Consider the following 17,767-nt stretch of genomic DNA (forward strand, 5'->3'; position numbering starts at 1 on the left):
TGCGGACGGGCTCATTGGCCGGCCAGATGCTCGGATTTTGCCCGAGAACGGTCTAGATTGACCTGCAGGACTAGCCCGCTCAGGACATGCCCATGAATCTCGCCGAACTCAACAAAATCGCCCGCGCCATGACCGCGCCGGGCAAGGGCTTGCTTGCCGCAGATGAATCGTCAGGCACGATCAAGAAGCGCTTCGATGCGATCAGCGTCGAGTCGACCGAGGACAACCGCCGCGATTATCGTGAAATGCTGTTTCGCTCGCGCGAGGCGATGAGCAGCTACATTTCCGGCGTGATCCTCTACGACGAGACCATCTGGCAAAACGCCAAGGATGGCACGCCGCTGGTGCGGCTGATCGAGGAAGCCGGCGCCATTCCCGGCATCAAGGTCGATGAGGGCACGCAGGCCTTGTCGAACTGTCCCGGTGAGCTCGTCACAGCGGGCCTCGACAAGCTGGCCGAGCGTCTTGCCAAATATTACGCGCGCGGCGCGCGCTTCGCGAAGTGGCGCGCGGTGATCGATATCGGTGCCGGGATTCCCTCGATGACCGCAATCTCCGTCAACGCGCACGCGCTCGCCCGCTATGCAGCACTATGCCAGGCCGCACAGATCGTCCCGATCGTCGAGCCCGAAGTGCTGATGGACGGCGATCACGACATCGACCGCTGCGTCGAGGTGACGCAACGCGTGCTCAACAAGACGTTCCAGGAATTGCGGGTCCAGCGGGTCGCGCTGGAAGGCATGATCCTGAAGCCGAACATGGCCGTCTCGGGCAAGAAGTCGAAGACGCAGGCTGGTGTGGCTGAAGTGGCCGAGAAGACCGTGCGCATGCTGAAGAACTGCGTGCCCGCATCGGTGCCCGGCATCGCATTCCTCTCCGGTGGCCAATCTGACGAAGATGCGACCGCGCATCTCGACGCCATGAACAGGATCGGTAGCCTGCCCTGGCCACTGACATTCTCCTATGGCCGCGCGCTTCAGGCAGCGCCGCAAAAGGCATGGTCCGGCAAAGCCAACAATGTGCCCGCCGGTCAGCAGGCCTTCACCCATCGTGCACACATGAATTCACTCGCCAGCAAGGGCGAGTGGACGACTGATCAAGAACAGAAGGCGCTATAATCTTGGCCTCCAAACCCGTCCCGCCACCGCCGATGCCGCGCCTCTATCTCGCGACGCCCGTCGTCGAGGATCCGTCAGTGCTGGCGGCGAACCTGCCTGCTCTTCTTGAGAGAGCAGATGTCGCTGCCGTCCTGGTGCGACTGGCGACGACCGACCAGCGCACCATGATCACGCGCATCAAGACGCTGGCGCCGGTCATCCAAAACGCAGGCGCCGCGATGCTGGTCGAAGGCAATGTCGAGCTCGTCGCACGCGGCGGCGCCGATGGTGCGCATCTGCCCGGTCTTGCTCCCTTGCAGGATGCACTGCCCTCGCTGAAGCCCGATCGCATTGCAGGCTGCGGCGGATTGTCGACGCGCCATAATGCGATGGCAGCGGGCGAGGCCGGCGCCGATTACGTGCTATTCGGCGAACCCGACCCGAACGGCCAGCGCCCATCGGCTGACGCCATTGTCGAGCGCCTTCAGTGGTGGGCCGAATTGTTCGAACCGCCTTGCGTAGGCTTTGCCACAACGCTCGATGAGGCCAGGGAATTCGCAGCTGCCGGCGCTGACTTCGTGCTGGTCGGCGACGTCATCTGGAACGACGCGCGCGGTGCTGCTGCAGCCTTGGTGGACGCAGAGAAGGCAATCCAGCAGGGATACGCGACGCTCGTCTCGGGGCAGTCCAAGGTCGAACAGGAATAACGCCGGAATGAAAATTCTGCGTTCCCTCACTGTAATTGCCGGCTGCCTGACCTGGGCAGCCAGCGCGACCGCGCAGATTTCGCTGACACCGCCGGGGGTGCAAACGCCACCACCGGCTGCAAGCAAGGCAGCGCCAAAAAAGGCGCCGGCACCAGCGAAAGCGCCGACAGCCGCGAAGAAAGCTCCTACGCCGCCTCCTGAAAAGTCCGCGCAGCCTGCAGAAGCTGCACCAACCGACCCCAATGCCGATCTGGTCTATGGCGCCTATCAACGCGGCCAGTACAAGACCGCTTTCGACCTCGCCAGCAAGCGCGCGCAGGAGAACAACGATCCGAAGGCGATGACCATGCTTGGCGAACTCTATGCCAATGCATTGGGCGTCAAACGCGATTATGCGAAAGCTGCAGAATGGTATCAGCGCGCGTCGGAACGCGGCGACCGCGAGGCCATGTTCGCGCTGGCGATGCTGCGACTGTCGGATCGCGGCAATGTCGGCAAACGCGATGAGGCCGTGAAGCTGCTGGCATCCTCCGCCAAGCTCGGTAATCCGAAGGCCGCCTACAATCTGGCGCTGCTCTATCTCGACGGACAGACGCTGCCGCAGGACGTCAAGCGTTCGGCCGAATTGCTCCGCGTCGCCGCCGATGCCGGTAACCCCGAAGCGCAATACGCGCTGGCGACGTTCTACAAGGAAGGCACCGGCGTCGAGAAAAGCATCGACAAGGCGGTCCGCCTGCTCCAGGCGGCATCCCTGGCCGACAATGTCGACGCCGAGGTCGAATATGCCATTGCGCTCTATAACGGCACGGGAACCCCCAAGAACGAGGCTGCGGCCATCGCCCTGCTCCGCAAAGCCTCCAAACAGAACAGCCCGATCGCCCAGAACCGCCTCGCCCGGGTACTGGCGCTCCGCACCAATACAGATGACCGGCTGGAAGGTCTGAAATGGCACATCGTCGCCAAAACCGCCGGAAAGGGCGACCTGATGCTCGACGAGCTTCTGGCCCAGGCTACCCCCGAGGAAAAGACCAAGGCCCAGGAAGCCGCCAAGAAGTGGCTGGGCACGACCCAGAAATGACCCCTGTAGCGATCTTGCCTTGACGAGATGCCGCCCGCAGGGCACCCATCGCCTCAGCAACCCCCAATCAGACCTGCCGTCAGGTCGTCGTGAGACGAACGCATGATCAATTCAGCCCTTATGAACGTGATGGTGAAAGCCGCGCGCCGCGCCGGCCGTAGCCTGAAGCGCGACCTCGGCGAGATCGAGAACCTGCAGGTCTCCATGAAGGGCCCCGCAAATTTCGTCAGCCTCGCCGACAAGCGGGCCGAAGAGATGCTCTATACGGACCTCAACAAGGCCCGCCCGGGCTATGGCTTCCTCGGTGAGGAGGGTGGCAACCGTGACGGCACTGACAAGAGCCATACCTGGATTGTCGATCCGCTCGATGGCACCACCAACTTCCTGCATGGCATCCCGCAATTCGCAGTCTCGATCGGTCTGGCGCGCGAAGGTCAGGTGATTGCCGGCCTGATCTACAATCCGGCCAATGACGAACTCTATATGGCCGAGAAGGGCTCGGGCGCGTTCCTCAACGATACCCGCCTGCGCGTCGCCGGCCGCAAGCAACTCAACGAATGCGTCATCGCCTGCGGCCTGCCGCATATCGGCCGCGGCGACTTCGAATTGTCACGCAACGAAATGGCCGCGTTGCAGCCAAAGGTCGCCGGCCTGCGCCGCTTCGGCGCGGCCTCGCTCGATCTGGCTTTCGTGGCAGCCGGTCGCCTCGATGGCTATTGGGAGCGCAACCTGCAGCCTTGGGACATCGCTGCCGGCCTGATCCTGATCAAGGAAGCCGGCGGTACTGTTGGCGATATCAATGGCGGTGATGTGCTGACGACCGGCAACATCGTTGCCGGCAACGAGTTCGTCCACGGCGCTCTAACGAAGATCCTGCGGCCGCTGACGAAGTAAGATTGATCGCTCGAATACAAAAAGCCCGGATGGCGTTGCGCCATTCGGGCTTTTTGTATGATTGCCTTAGCTGTGCGACACGGACGGCGATGCGCTCGGCTCGTCCTGCTTTGCCTCTTCCGTCTTCGGCGCCTTGTCCGGCGAGAACAGCCTCTGCACCGACACGAAGAACACCGGCACCATCAGCAGCGCCAGGATCACCACCGCGATCATGCCGCCGGTGACCGATGTACCTAGCGCCTGCTGGCTGGCACCGCCGGCGCCCGATGCAACGACCATTGGCAACACACCGCAGATAAAGGCGAGACCGGTCATCACGATCGGCCGGAACCGCAGGAAGCACGCTTCCATCGTGGCATCCACCAGCGACTTGCCCTGCGCGCGCAGGTCCTTGGCGAATTCGATAATCAGAATCGCGTTCTTGGCCGCGAGACCGATGATCGTAATCAGACCCACCGTGAAATACACGTCGTTCGGCAGGCCCCGCAAATTCGCCGCCAGCACGGCGCCAACGATGCCGAGCGGCACCGTCATCAGCACGGCCACCGGGATCGTCCAGCTCTCATAAAGCGCTGCGAGCACCAGGAACACCACCAGCGCTGACAGCGCGAGCAGGAACGGCGCCTGCGAGCCGGACAGCTTCTCCTGCAGCGACTGGCCGGTCCACTCGAAGCCGAAACCGCGCGGCAACAGGCCAGCCAGACGCTCCATCTCCTTGATGGCGTCGCCCGAGGTGAAACCGGGCCGTGCCTCGCCGGAGATTCGCACCGCCGGATAGAAGTTGAAGCCGGCAATCTGGGTCGGACCCTTCGCCCATTCCACAGTGGCAAAGGACGAGAACGGCACCAGCTGCCCGCGGCTATTCTTGACATTGTAGTTCAGAATGTCGGCGGCGTTCATCCGGTTGGCGGCCTCGGACTGCACCACGACGCGCTGCATACGGCCGCGGTTCGGGAAGTCGTTGATGTAGTTCGAACCGAGATTGGTCGAGATCGTGCTGTTGATATCCTCGAAGGTGACGCCGAAGGCGCCTGCCTTTTCGCGGTCGATCATCAGATTGACCAATGGCGCTGGTGGCAGACCTTCGACGAACACCTTCTGCAACACCGGGCTGGCATTGGCGTCTGCAATCAGCTTGTCGGATGCAGCATTAAGCGCGACGAACCCCTTCTGGCCGCGGTCCTGGAGGCGGAAGCTGAAGCCTGAAGAGTTGCCGAGGTTATCGATCGGCGGCGGCTGCAAAGCGGAGATCTTGGCGTCGCGGATCGACGACAATTCCCGATTGATATCGTTGACAAGCGCCGCGGCGGAATCGCCGGGCGGGCGTTCAGCCCAGTCCTTCAGGGTGATAAAGGCCTGCGCGGTGTTCATACCCTGCCCGAGGAAGCTGAAGCCGGTGAGGAACACGACGCTCTCGATGCCGGAACGCTTCTTCAGATATGCCTCGACCTTCTCGATGGCGCCCTCGGTGCGAGCGAACGAGGAGTCCGACGGCGTCTGCACGTCAGTGGTGATGAAGCCCTGATCGTCGATCGGCAGAAAGCCGCCGGGCATCCGCATGAAGCCCCAGGTCAGTCCGACGAGCAGCGCGACATAGACGATCAGCAAGCGTCCGGTGCGCTGAATCGACCAGCCCACCGTCCTCGAATAGCCGTCGCGGGTAGCGTCGAGCTTGCGGTTGAACCAGCCGAACACGCCCTTCTTGGCATGGCCGTGTCCTTCCTTGATCGGCTTTAGGAAGGTTGCGCAAAGCGCCGGCGTCAGCGACAGCGCCAGCAGCGCGGAGAACGCAATCGAGGCGACCATGGTGACCGAGAACTGGCGGTAGATGATGCCCACTGAGCCGGGGAAGAACGCCATCGGCACGAACACGCCGATCATCACCAGCGTGACACCGATGATGGCGCCAGAGATCTGGCCCATCGCCTTCTTGGTGGCTTCCTTCGGCGGAAGCCCCTCCTCGCTCATAATGCGCTCGACGTTCTCGACCACGACGATGGCATCGTCGACGAGGATGCCGACAGCCAGCACCATGCCGAACATGGTCAGCATGTTGATCGAATAGCCGGCCAACAACAGCATCGTGCAGGTGCCGAGCAGCGCGATGGGCACGACGATGGTCGGGATCAGCGTGTAGCGGAAATTCTGCAAGAAGATGAACATCACGATGAAGACGAGGACAACCGCCTCGATCAGCGTCATCACCACCTTCATAATCGATGCTTTGACCACCGGCGTGACGTTGTACGGAATGTCGTAAGCGATGTTGGCAGGGAAGAAGTTCGACAGCTCCTTCATCTTGGCTTCGATAGCCGAGGCCGTCGCCAGCGCGTTGCCCTTCGGGGACATCAGCACCGACAGGCCGGCCGTCGGCTGGCCGTTCAGGCGCGTGGTAAATTGGTAGCTGAGGCCGCCGATCTCGATACGGGCGACGTCGCGGAGCCGCACGGTCGAGCCATCGGAATTGGCGCGTAGCACGATGGCGCCGAATTCTTCCGGCGTGGAGAGCTGGCCTTTGACGAGCACCAGTGACGACGTCTTGGTGGTCGCTGTCGAGGGCTCGGCACCGACGCTGCCGGAGGCAACCTGGGCGTTCTGTGCGGTGATGGCCTTGTTGACGTCGTCGGAGGTCAGATTGTAGCCAACCAGCTTGGCGGGATCGACCCAGACGCGCAGCGAGCGCTCGGTGGAATAAAGCGAGGCACGGCCGACGCCGGGAATACGACGAATTTCACCAAGGATGTTGCGGATCATGAAGTCGCCGAGGCCGACTTCATCCAGGCTGTTATCGGTGGAGCGCAGCGTGATGATGTTCAGCACCGCGGCAGAGGCTTCCTCGACCAGGATACCCTGCTGGATCACAGCACGCGGCAGACGCGCTTCCACGCGCTTCAGGCGGTTCTGCACTTCGACTGACGCCTGGCTGGTATCGGTACCGGGCTGGAAGTTCGCGATGATCTCGACGGCGCCCAGCGAGTCGCTCGTCGATTCGAAGTTCAGGATGCCCGCAGCGCCGTTGAGTTCCTCTTCAATCAGCCGCGTCACGCTGTTGTAGAGATTCTCCGGCGACGCGCCCGGATAGCTGGTCGAGATCGAAATCGACGGCGGCGCGATGATCGGATACTGCGCAATCGGCAGCTGCGGAATCGCAATGGCGCCGAAAAGACAAATGAAAAGCGCGACGACCCAGGCAAAAATCGGCCTGTCGATGAAAAAACTAGCCATGTCGATTTACTCAGGGACGCGCTTGAGTGGTTTTCTGCCCCTCGGGCGGAAGGCCCGCAGTGGCATTCGCGTCAGTCCAGGCGGTCGCCTTGACCTTGTCGCCTGCAGCAAATTTCTGGAAGCCCTCGACCACGACGCGCTCGCCGCCCTTCAGGCCTTCAGTCACGAACCACTGACCGTCCTGCACGGCACCCGTTCGTACCATCTGGACCGCAACATGACCGTCATCCTTGACGACGAATACTTCGGCGCCGCCGCCGCCATTGCGCTGCACTGCCTGCTGCGGAACGGCAATGGCGTCGGTGTCGATGCCCTGCTCGATCTGCACGCGGACATACATGCCCGGTAACAGCTCACGCTTCGGGTTCGGAAACTCGCCGCGCAGCGTTACCTGACCCGTGAAGGTGTCGACCTTGGCTTCGGAGAACAGCAGCTTGCCCGGCAGCGAATAGAGCGTGCCGTCGTCAAGCATCAGTCTCACCTTGGCCGCGCCAGGCGCGATCCGCTCGAGATCGCCGGTCTCGAAAGAGCGGCGCAAGTTATTCAATTCGGACACCGACTGCGTGAAATCGGCATAGATCGGATCGAGCTGCTGAATGGTGGCGAGATTCGTATTGTCGTTCTGCGCAAGCAGCGCACCTTCGGTCACCAGAGCGGCTCCGACAATGCCGTCGATCGGCGCGCGGATGGTTGCATAGTCCAGATTGAGGCGCGCACGCGCGACGTCGGCTTTCTTGGATGCAATCTCGGCTTCAGCCTGACGCTGCGCACCGACTGCTTTCTCGGCTTCCGCTTCGGAGACTGCTTTCTGCAGTGCAAGACCCGACACGCGCTTGGCCTGCATCGACGCGAGGTCATAGGCAGCTTCCGCCTTGTGAAGCGACGCCTTTGCGGACTGCAATTCCACCTCGAACGGCTTCGGATCGATGCGATACAGCGTGTCACCCGCCTTCACCTCGGTGCCCTGATGAAACGCGCGCTCGATGATAATGCCCGACACACGCGAGCGCACATCGGCAACGCGCGTCGGCGCGATACGTCCGGGCAATTCGCGAACCAGCGCACGTCGCTGTTGCGTGACGGAAATGATGCTGACTTCAGGCTCGCTCACCTGAGGCGGCGCAGACGCCACCGCGTCCTTGGGTTCGTTGCATCCTGCGAGCACGGGCGCGAGTCCCGCCAGCAGAAGCGCGAAGCCTGCAGAGCGTGCGTTCAACATCGTCATTTACTTTGATATCCCAAGTTGCGAATTCGAACATGCATCAACGGATACGCCGGACCTCTGTGGTCTTCATGCGCGTAGCCGGATTTATCGAACTTCTTTGATAGCCTAGAATAAAAACCGCGGTGCTGCGGCGCAATACATATCGAGGCGGCGCATTGCCACACGGCCTATCGTATTGAACTCACAAAGGCTTTCGAGGCTCACGCGAACGTGAATCGGATGGAACCGGCATACGTTTAGTTAACAGCAGCCATTCGATAGTGGCTCACGCCACTATTCGCTTCCATTCGCATAGACAAACAAGCCTGCGGTCGCAGAAAGAACCGGCGCCAGCACCGCATCCATATGCGGAGTTGCGTCCATGGACCAGACGCAGGATGCGTTCGATCTCGTCGCGATGGCAATCGAAATTGTCGAGCCAGTCATTCGCCGTGCGTGCGTAGCGCGTGCCGCTCCAGCGCCACTCTTCTCCACAAACGGCTCAACAAAAAGGTCTTTTCTAAATACGCGGCAGATCGAGCCGGGTTTCAACTGGAAGTTCCCGGTGACATCGCTGATTCCGGCGGTATCCGATCTTTTTTTGTCGCGGGGCTGTGCCATATTGCGCGTCGAACCTTTCCTCGCATGCAGATGATCAGCACATGGCGCCTGGCTCCTCCTCCCGCTCCGCGATGGAAATCGAACTGACCAAGCTCTCATCGCCCCGGATCTTCCTGGTCCGAATGCTGGTGTTTCTGGTGCTCTGCGGTCTGATCATGACCGTGCTCTACAAGCAGATCGTTCTCGCTTTCTTTGCCAATCCCGGGCTCAACGCGCTGATCGGCGCGGTATTGGCGATCGGCATTATCCTGTCGTTCCGGCAGGTCATCCGGCTCTATCCGGAAGTCTCGTGGGTCAACAGCTTTCGGATTTCCGATCCTGGCCTCGCGCTGGACCGACGCCCGACCCTGCTGGCTCCGATGGCTGCGATCCTCGGCGGTGAGCGTACCGGCCGTATGACCATCTCGCAGCAGACCATGCGGCATCTGCTCGATTCGATCGCGACGCGCCTCGACGAATCCCGTGACATCTCGCGCTATATGACCGGCCTCCTCGTATTTCTCGGGCTGCTCGGCACCTTCTGGGGCCTGATCGAGACCGTTGGCTCCGTCGGCAAGGTGATCGAAGGCCTCAAGGTCGGCGGCGATGCCGGCTCGCTGTTCGACACGCTGAAGGAAGGCCTCGCCGCGCCGCTCGCCGGCATGGGCATCTCGTTCTCGTCATCGCTGTTCGGCCTCGCCGGCTCACTGATCCTCGGCTTCCTCGACCTGCAATCCAGCCAGGCGCAGAACCGGTTCTATACGGATCTGGAAGACTGGCTCGCCTCCACCGTGAAGGAATATTCCGGCGAGACAGCCCCCGTTACCTCATCTGGCACCCCGGCCGAGTTACAGGATGCCATCGAGCGCCTGCGTCGCTCCATCGAGGACGGCAACAACAACCGTGGCACCACGACCGCCATGGCCAATCTCGCCGATGCGATCCAGAGCCTTGTGGCGCATATGCGCAGCGAGCAGGAGATGATCCGCGAATGGGCCGATGGCCAGGGCGAACAGAGCCGCGAGATCAAGAAGCTGCTGGAACACATCGCTCGCCAACCTGAGAAGAACTGATCCATGGCATTGGCACGCAATCGCCGCGGCTCTTCCGAATTCAATTACTGGCCGGGCTTCGTCGACGCGCTGTCGACGCTGGTACTCGCGATCGTCTTCCTGCTGTCGATCTTCCTCGTCGTGCAATTCTATCTGTCGCAGGAAGTCACCGGCAAGGACAAGGCGCTGGAACAGCTCACCGCCAAACTGGCACAGCTGAACGATCTGCTGTCGCTGGAGAAGCTCGGCAAGCTCAATCTCGACGAACAGCTTTCTCAGATGCGCGCCGGGCTGTCCGCCGCGGAATCGGAGCGCGACCGGATCAAGGGCCTGTATGACGGCCTCGCCGGTGCGGGCTCTGATGCCGCAGGCCGCAACACCGAGCTCAACAAGGCGCTGGATTCCGAGAAGCAGCTCTCCGCCCGTGCGCTGGCGCAGGTCGAGGTGCTGAACCAGCAGATCTCCGCGCTGCGCCGCCAGCTCGCGGCACTCGAAGAAGCGCTGGAAGCGTCCGAGAAACGAGATAAGGAATCGCAGGGCCGCATCGTCGATCTTGGCCAGCGCCTCAACGTCGCACTCGCGCAGCGCGTTCAGGAGCTGTCGCGCTATCGCTCCGAATTCTTCGGACGCCTGCGCGCCATTCTCGGCAACCGGCCTGACATTCGGGTGGTCGGCGATCGCTTCGTGTTTCAGTCCGAAGTATTCTTCGATGTCGGCCAAGCGGCTTTGCTTCCCGAAGGCCGCGCCGAACTGGACAAAGTCGCAAGCGCTCTGATTGAGCTCGACAAGCAAATCCCGGCCGAAATCGCCTGGGTGATGCGCGTCGACGGCCACACCGACTCGCGGCCGATCCTCAACAGCCCGCTGTTCAAATCGAACTGGGAACTGTCATCGGCGCGCGCGATCTCGGTGGTGCAGTATCTGATTTCGCTCGGCGTGCCCGCACAGCGCCTCGTCGCCGCCGGCTTCGCCGAAAATCAACCGCTGGATACGGCCCAGACCGAGGAAGCCTACAAGCGCAACCGCCGCATCGAACTCAAGCTCACCGAGCGCTGAGGACATGCCCGAGGCATTCCAGCTGCGGTCCTATCGCGAGAGCGATGAAGACTCATCTATAGCCCTGTGGCTGGAGACATGGCGACAGGCCTATCCCTCGATCAATTTCGACGCCCGCGTCGACTGGTGGCGCGAGCGATGGCGCGACGAACTGGTACCCGTAGCGCAGATCGTGGTCGCCGAGCAAAACGGTGCGATGGTCGGTTTCGTCACCATCGACCGCACCGGATATCTCGACCAACTGGTGGTGAGCCCAGCCAAATGGGGATCGGATGTTGCTCGCCTACTCGTCGATGACGCCAAGCGGCTATCGCCGGGCGGCGTGACGCTCAAGGTCAATGCCGATAATGCCCGCGCTATCAAATTCTATGCACGCAACGGCTTCGTCAAAACGGGCGATGAAGTGAACACGTCAGGCCGCGCCGTCGACCTGATGGAATGGAAGCCGTAGCAAGCCTCCCATCGTCGACACTCACACCCCGAACTGCAACCTTGCCAGCCTGGCATAAAGCCCGTTCGCGGCAACCAGCGAGGCGTGCGTGCCCTGCTCGACGATGCGGCCATGATCCATGACGAGGATGCGATCGCAGGACAGCACGGTGGCGAGGCGATGGGCGATCACCAGCGTGGTGCGGTGCTTCATCAGCTCTTCCAGAGCAGTCTGCACCAGCGTCTCGGATTCGGCATCGAGTGCAGACGTTGCTTCATCGAGCAGCAGCAGCGGTGCATCGCGCAGGATGGCGCGTGCGATGGCGATGCGCTGACGCTGGCCACCCGAGAGCGTGACGCCCCGTTCGCCCAACTGCGCCTCAAATCCATCAGGCAGGCGGCGAATGAATTCCGTGGCATGCGCCAGCGATGCGGCATGCTCGACTTCGGCATCCGTCGCATCGGGACGACCGAAGCGGATGTTCTCGCGGGCGGTTGTTGCAAACACGACGGAGTCTTGCGGCACCAATGCGATGCGCTTGCGGAGCTCGCGCGGATCGGCGTCGCGGATCGGCACGCCATCGACCGAGATGGCGCCGCCCTTGGGATCGTAAAAGCGCAGCAGCAGATGAAAGAGCGTGCTCTTGCCGGCGCCGGACGGCCCGACGATGGCGACCTTTTCGCCAGCCTTCACCGATAGCGATACGCCAGCGGCCGACAGGATGTCCGGCCGGGTCGGATAGGCAAAGGAGACATTGTCGAACACGACGTCGCCGCGTGCGGGCTGCGGCAATGCCCGCGGCGATGCCGGGGCCACCACGGCGGATTTGACGTTGAGGATTTCGAACAGTCGTTCCGCCGCGCCCGACGCCGCCGAAATCTCGCCCCAGACTTCGCTGAGCTGGCCGAGGCTGGACGCAGCAAAGGCCGCATAGAGCACGAACTGGCCGAGCCGCCCCGGTGTCAGTGCGCCTGTCAACACGTCATGCGAGCCGACCCAGAGAATGCCCACGACACTGGAGAACACGATGAAGATGATAACCGCGGTCAGCACAGCGCGCGCACGGGTCGAGCCACGTGCGGCGTCATAGGCCTGCTCGACCTCCTTGCCGAAGCGCGCATTCGCCAGCTGCTCGTTGGTATAGGCCTGCACCGTACGGATCGAACCGACGAGTTCGCCGGCATAGGCCGAGGCTTCCGCCAGCGTATCCTGCGCGTTGCGCGACAGACGCCGCACCCAGCGCCCGAAGGCCACCAGCGGGATCACGATCAGCGGGATCGCCGCGAGCACGAAGCCGGAGAGCTTCGGGCTAGAAACGACCATCATGGCTGCCGCGCCGAGAAACAGCACAAGGTTGCGCAACGCGATGGATACGGACGCGCCGACCGCTGACTTGATCTGCGTGGTATCGGCCGTGAGCCGCGACACCAGTTCGCCGGAGCGTGACGTATCGAAGAAGGACGGCGACAGTGCGGTGAGATGCTGGAACACGTCGCGGCGCAGATCGGCGACGATGCGCTCGCCGATGGTCATGACGAGGTAGTAACGAGCCGCGCTGGCCAGCGCGAGCACGACCACCACAGCGATCATGACGCTGAAATAGTTGTTGATCATCGCGATGCCTTCGGGGCTGAAGCCGAAGTCAATCATCCGCCGTGCCGCCACAGGCACGACGAGCGTGGTCACAGCCGCAACGGTCAACGACACCAGCGCCAGCAGCGCCCGGCCGCGATACCGCGCCACATAGGGCGCCAACGCAAGGAGCGGCCGCAATTTGGCTCGGCTGGGTGGTACCTGGGGCTCCACAACGGTATCCGCCAGCGACGGCTCCGGAAGCACCGGATCGGGCTGCGGAAGCGTCGGCTTGGCCGCGCGGGGGATCTCAAGCCGTTCGACTGCACTCATGATTTATAACCGTTCTTGTCGTTGCCCTGAGATAGGCCGGAGCGGGCCCCGAGGCAAATGACCTAGGTCAATTGCAGAGGCAATGATCCACGACGGGAGTCCTTGTCTCCCGCACGTTCCTGCGATATAGAGCGGCCAAATCCGCCATCGAAATCACAGAGATTCAGGCGCCGGCGCGCCGAAGGAACCGTCATGAAAGCCGAAATTCACCCGGATTATCATAACATTACGGTCGTTATGACCGATGGTACGGAGTATCAGACCCGTTCCACCTGGGGCAAGGAAGGCGACAAGCTGAACCTCGACATCGATCCGAGGTCGCACCCAGCCTGGACCGGTGGCACCACCCAGCTTCTCGACCGCGGTGGCCGCGTGTCGCGCTTCCAGAAGAAGTTCTCGGGCTTCCTCAAGAAGGAAGATTGATCTTCACAAGGAAGATCGGCCTTTCAGGCTTATCCGATTGCCTTTCAAAACGCCTCTGCAGCCAGCAGGGGCGTTTTTCGTTGCTGGCCGACATTGGCCATGGCGGTACCTTAAAACCGCCTCCGTTGCCCTCCCTATAAGGTGCGCCACATCATCTTGCGCGGGGGCGCAACGAGACCATGCCGACCAATACCGGGCACCACCGCAAGAAGCCGCGTCAGGCGCGCTCCGTTGCGACCGTGGGCATCCTCCTGGACGCCGCTGCCATCGTGCTCGTCGATGAAGGATACGACCGGGCCACCACGAACCGGATTGCGGAGCGCGCCGGGGTCAGCATCGGATCGCTCTATCAGTATTTTCCAAATCGGGACGCGCTGTTCGGGGCCCTCCATGGCCGGACGGAAGCCCAAATGTCAGAAAATATCTGGCAGACCATTTCAGGATTCGAAGGGCTGGATCTGCGTGGATTCGTCCGCTCCGGTCTGAACACCGCGATCAGCCAGCATGCCCGCGTGCTGCCGCTGCTGAAGGTCTTGATGGAGACCGCCTCCGGCCGTCCCCCTGTTCAGTGGCCATTCGACCCCTTTCCGCAGCGGCAAGGCCTCTTGCGTGGCATGTTTGACAACCATGCCGACGAGCTACGCCCTGGCTTCAATCGCGAAGCCGGAAGTTTCTTCATTCCGAGAATGGTCGGCTCGGCACTCGATGCGGCGATCGCATTCCGTCCGGATGCCTTCGCCAATGGCGAGCTGGAACAGGAGCTGGATACGATGTTGTCGTACTATCTGATCGGGGAGCGCTAGAAGCGTGAGCTAGCGTGCGCCGTATTGGCCACGCTGTGCAATCGTACGTGCTATCGCACGCCGACGTCGAACGAATAGGCCACGCCGACGCCGTAGGTGACCTGATTGGTCGACCCACGGAATTTCACCAGCGGACTATCGGCGATGCTGCCGAGCAGCTTGTCATATTCGACATAGCCGCGCACTTCCCATTGCGGATCGAGCTTGTAGCGCAATTGCGCGCCCGCACCGACCGAACTCGAACCGCCCTTGGCGTCGTAAACCGGCAGGCCCGAGGCCAGTGCCTCGATATTGTTGACGCTGAAGTAAGTCTCCGCATACTTCGCATCCGTCACCCGGTAGCGTGGGCCGGCAGCAAAGGTCATCCGCTCGTTGATCGGCACAATCACGTCAGCCGAGAAATCCGCGACGATGCCTTCGTGGCCACCGAGACCGCGGCGCAGTTCGGAGCGTAGGCGCAGCCAGTCGAAGGCGTAGTATTCGGCGAAACCACCGAGTTCGACCGCGAAATCGACGTCCCTCAGACCGCGCAGCTCGCTGTGATCGGCGGCCTTGCGCGCTGCTTTATAGTTGCCGACGGGACCGGCGCGAAAGCCGCCCACGTCGATCAGGGCGAAGCTTGCATTGTCGCGCATGCTCTTGAAACGGGCCGGCGTGCCGGCACGACGAATCGAGATGATCGGCTTTGGCGCAAGTTCAGAACTCCCGGCGCCTTCGTAAGATGGCTGCATCTCGCCGCCGATCCCGACGGTCACGGTCCAGCCACCGGAAGCCGAGGGCACGAAGGGCACCGATGGCAGCATCACCACTGGATCAGCCGCCACTGCAACGGCCGGACACGCCAACATACCAATGAGACCGAACAGACGGGGAGACAAAGACATCAGATTCCTACTTGGATCGGCGCGGAGTTTTCGTGTGGCCGCGCTTCAATGCCACATCGCTGCGATTGCCCCGTGCGACATGGAGTCACCGCAGCAATGCGAAGATAGCCGGCGCGTCCTGTCTTCAAAACTCGCATTGCTCTCGGACCAACGCTCTGGCTTCCTGTCGGGAAACCCTATGGCAGCAGTACTTTGCGGAAGATGAAGCCCTTCGTGCAGTGGCATCGCTCACATTTGCGGACAGTTTGGCGGTGATATCTGAAAGAATGGACCGCCAGTGTCTGCGGCATCGCGCCGCACCGCTCACAGCATCTCCGGCTGGCTTACGCCTTCACGGGCGCATCGCTTCTCCGCGGGATAAACCGCTGCGTAACCCAGTTGCGCCCGGGCATTTCGACGAAGCGATAGCTCACTTCCGCCAGCGCCCAGATGATGGCGAAACAGACCAGCGATGCGGCGATATAGACAGCCTCGGTCTGGCCTAAATGCCGCCAGGTCCTGATAGCGAAACTGACGAACAATGGATGGATCAGATAGATCGAGTACGAGATGATGCCGAGCCGGTAGACCAGCGCGTTGCCGAACAGCAGTTGTGCCATCCGGCCATCACGCGAGAGCACCGCGACCAGCGGGATGTACAGCAGATACATCAAGCGATCGCTCGCATCGGCCAAACCGACGGCGATGATGGCGAGCGGAAGCGCGACGACCAGACCATCCTGCACGCCCGGCGACAGTCGATCGACCACATCCCCAAAGCGAAAGATTGCAAGGCCCAGCGTGAAGCCCGCCACCGCGCGCAGCAGTGGATAGAGCGAATTACCGTTGACGACATCGAGCGGCCCGCCCGAACCGCGGCCGCTGATGCTGACAGCATAGATGCCGAGCAACGCCACGATCACGGCGAGACCCGCGATCCACTTACTGCCGCGCTGAGTGAAGGGCATCAGGATCGGCAGCAGCAGATAGGAGCCCATTTCGGCGCTCGCCGCCCAGGCTACGCCGATGATCGGGAAAATGTAGAGACCCCAGCCGGTCATCATCAGCAGGTTGCCGGTCCAGTCCCAGGCCGAATACATCTCCAGCTTCTCGCCGGACAGACCGGCTGCGATCTTGGCCACATAGAACAGTCCGATAATGAAATAGGCCGGGTACAGCCGCGCGACCCGCTTCAGCATGAAATGCGCAAAGGCCTTGCCGGTGAGATGCAGGAACGCGTCGCGATAGGTCAGCGCCATCACATAGCCTGACAGCATGAAGAACAGGTCGACGAGCAAATAGCCGTAGGGAATGCGGAAGAATGAGCCCGTGCCACCGGTTGCGAGCTGCACGTCGCCGAAATGATACACGACGATGACAGCGGCTGCGACGCCGCGCACCCCGGTCAATGCCCTGATATCGTCTGCCATCGCAAATGCCCCCGCTGCGCCTAGCTCATGTTTAGCGCATGAGCGGCGAGCGAGGAACAGCGTTCAGGAATGTGAGGGACGCGCGATCAGCGTTCGAACGCAGCCTTCAGGCGATTGAGCTGCGGCACCAGCGGATTGCCGATCGGCGCATGCGTGGTGGTCGCGGCATGGATCGAGATGTCGAGGCGACGAACCTTGGTCTGCAGCACCATCGAACGCGTGATCAGGATCTGCAGCTGCTCGGGCAGCTTGAGCAGCATTTCTTCCGGACTCGGATCGGCGGCGCTGAGCTTGACCTTGGTCTTTTCACGATTGGCCTGGGTCAACGTCATCTCGCCTTCCTTCACCGCACGGTGCAGCAGCAGCCATGAGGCAAGCTGCATGAGGCGGGTGGTGAGGCGCATGCTTTCGGTGGCGTAAGTCAGGCTGACAGAGCGATCCAGTGCCTTGGCCTCGCTACGGCCGACGCCGTCGAGATAGGCCGCGGTCTCTTCGACCAGATCCATCCCCTCGCGAAACAAGGCGCCGAAGGCAGCAGAATTGGTCAGCCGCTCGCTAAACTGAACGAGAGCGGGTTCGCTGTGCAAACGATCCGACATAGTTAACGCCTCACGCAAATGGTTTCGCAGCCAGCTCTGAACGGCGGGCTTATGATGAACAAATCATTACGCGTGCGTGCGTGAGAGTCCAGCGGCGTAAAATTAAAGAAGTATTTATGGTTTCCAACGCGATTTAACGATCGCTGACGCCCCAAAAGAAGACATGAGTACCAAAAAAAGAGCCGCCGTTTCCGGCGGCTTTAAAGTTGATAACAGGGAGGCGTCAAACAGAGTGGACAGGAGCCACTCGGTGTCCAAACAAGGACAATTTAAGTAATATGCGAGAAAGCTTAATTGCGCGTAAATACGCGGGCTTTCTTCACGATCCGTTTGCCATGCGACGCCTCGCAAGCTGTATCGGAATGAGACAATGTCGGGATCGCGACTGAGGAAGCGTCGGC

The 17,767-nt window shown here is 61.6% G+C and carries 16 protein-coding genes; 10 read left to right on the forward strand and 6 right to left on the reverse strand.

Annotated features, from left to right (window positions below):
* Positions 1-92 precede the first annotated feature (92 nt).
* The 4 genes from AB7828_RS13315 to AB7828_RS13330 all read left to right on the forward strand — a co-directional run bounded on the left by AB7828_RS13315 (position 93) and on the right by AB7828_RS13330 (position 3,776).
* Positions 93-1,118, forward strand: a complete 1,026-nt coding sequence (locus tag AB7828_RS13315) for a class I fructose-bisphosphate aldolase (RefSeq protein WP_441230385.1) — start codon at positions 93-95, stop codon at positions 1,116-1,118.
* Between the two features lie 2 nt (positions 1,119-1,120).
* Positions 1,121-1,804: a thiamine phosphate synthase gene (locus AB7828_RS13320; protein WP_441230386.1), complete on the forward strand. Its 684-nt coding sequence runs from the start codon at positions 1,121-1,123 to the stop codon at positions 1,802-1,804.
* Positions 1,805-1,811: 7 nt separating this feature from the next.
* Positions 1,812-2,882 (forward strand): tetratricopeptide repeat protein, encoded by a 1,071-nt coding sequence (locus AB7828_RS13325; RefSeq protein ID WP_309948445.1) that lies wholly within the window; start codon positions 1,812-1,814, stop codon positions 2,880-2,882.
* A 102-nt stretch (positions 2,883-2,984) separates the two neighbouring features.
* Positions 2,985-3,776 carry an inositol monophosphatase family protein gene (locus tag AB7828_RS13330; RefSeq protein WP_231079726.1) on the forward strand — a complete coding sequence of 264 codons (792 nt, stop codon included), beginning with the start codon at positions 2,985-2,987 and terminating at the stop codon, positions 3,774-3,776.
* 66 nt (positions 3,777-3,842) lie between these two features.
* On the opposite strand, the gene AB7828_RS13335 is transcribed toward AB7828_RS13330, so the two are convergent.
* Both AB7828_RS13335 and AB7828_RS13340 read right to left on the reverse strand, forming a co-directional pair.
* Positions 3,843-7,001 (reverse strand): multidrug efflux RND transporter permease subunit, encoded by a 3,159-nt coding sequence (locus AB7828_RS13335; RefSeq protein WP_441230387.1) that lies wholly within the window; start codon positions 6,999-7,001, stop codon positions 3,843-3,845.
* Between the two features lie 10 nt (positions 7,002-7,011).
* Complete coding sequence (locus AB7828_RS13340; RefSeq protein WP_089265398.1) at positions 7,012-8,226, reverse strand: efflux RND transporter periplasmic adaptor subunit; 1,215 nt, start codon at positions 8,224-8,226, stop codon at positions 7,012-7,014.
* 361 nt (positions 8,227-8,587) lie between these two features.
* Between AB7828_RS13340 and AB7828_RS13345 the strand changes: the two genes are divergently transcribed.
* The 4 genes from AB7828_RS13345 to AB7828_RS13360 are packed head-to-tail and all read left to right on the forward strand — an operon-like array spanning position 8,588 to position 11,364.
* Positions 8,588-8,860, forward strand: a complete 273-nt coding sequence (locus tag AB7828_RS13345; protein ID WP_439062842.1) for a hypothetical protein — start codon at positions 8,588-8,590, stop codon at positions 8,858-8,860.
* Positions 8,861-8,867: 7 nt separating this feature from the next.
* Positions 8,868-9,878 carry a flagellar motor protein MotA gene (locus AB7828_RS13350; protein ID WP_089265399.1) on the forward strand — a complete coding sequence of 337 codons (1,011 nt, stop codon included), beginning with the start codon at positions 8,868-8,870 and terminating at the stop codon, positions 9,876-9,878.
* Positions 9,879-9,881: 3 nt separating this feature from the next.
* Complete coding sequence (locus AB7828_RS13355; protein WP_089265400.1) at positions 9,882-10,913, forward strand: peptidoglycan -binding protein; 1,032 nt, start codon at positions 9,882-9,884, stop codon at positions 10,911-10,913.
* Positions 10,914-10,917: 4 nt separating this feature from the next.
* The gene (locus AB7828_RS13360; protein ID WP_441230388.1) at positions 10,918-11,364 is read left to right on the forward strand and encodes a GNAT family N-acetyltransferase; all 447 of its coding nucleotides are present in this window, start codon (positions 10,918-10,920) and stop codon (positions 11,362-11,364) included.
* 21 nt (positions 11,365-11,385) lie between these two features.
* Here the strand turns inward: AB7828_RS13360 and AB7828_RS13365 are convergent, their stop codons facing one another.
* The gene (locus AB7828_RS13365; RefSeq protein WP_441230389.1) at positions 11,386-13,248 is read right to left on the reverse strand and encodes an ABC transporter ATP-binding protein/permease; all 1,863 of its coding nucleotides are present in this window, start codon (positions 13,246-13,248) and stop codon (positions 11,386-11,388) included.
* 192 nt (positions 13,249-13,440) lie between these two features.
* On the opposite strand from AB7828_RS13365, the gene rpmE reads away from it, so the two are divergent.
* The gene (gene rpmE, locus AB7828_RS13370) at positions 13,441-13,671 is read left to right on the forward strand and encodes a 50S ribosomal protein L31 (RefSeq protein ID WP_089265403.1); all 231 of its coding nucleotides are present in this window, start codon (positions 13,441-13,443) and stop codon (positions 13,669-13,671) included.
* A gap of 179 nt (positions 13,672-13,850) precedes the next feature.
* Entirely contained in the window at positions 13,851-14,474 is a 624-nt protein-coding gene (locus AB7828_RS13375; protein ID WP_441230390.1) for a TetR/AcrR family transcriptional regulator, read from the forward strand.
* 50 nt (positions 14,475-14,524) lie between these two features.
* On the opposite strand, the gene AB7828_RS13380 is transcribed toward AB7828_RS13375, so the two are convergent.
* The 3 genes from AB7828_RS13380 to rcdA form a co-directional block, all read right to left on the reverse strand.
* Positions 14,525-15,358, reverse strand: coding sequence for a MipA/OmpV family protein (locus tag AB7828_RS13380; RefSeq protein WP_320445200.1), 834 nt, complete (start codon positions 15,356-15,358; stop codon positions 14,525-14,527).
* A gap of 323 nt (positions 15,359-15,681) precedes the next feature.
* Entirely contained in the window at positions 15,682-16,767 is a 1,086-nt protein-coding gene (locus AB7828_RS13385; RefSeq protein ID WP_441230391.1) for an acyltransferase family protein, read from the reverse strand.
* An 86-nt stretch (positions 16,768-16,853) separates the two neighbouring features.
* Entirely contained in the window at positions 16,854-17,366 is a 513-nt protein-coding gene (gene rcdA / locus AB7828_RS13390) for a protease adaptor protein RcdA (protein ID WP_089265407.1), read from the reverse strand.
* Positions 17,367-17,767: the final 401 nt, after the last annotated feature.

Origin of the sequence: Tardiphaga sp. 215_C5_N2_1 (genome assembly GCF_052076055.1) — a bacterium.
GTDB classification, from domain to species: Bacteria; Pseudomonadota; Alphaproteobacteria; order Rhizobiales; family Xanthobacteraceae; genus Tardiphaga; species Tardiphaga robiniae.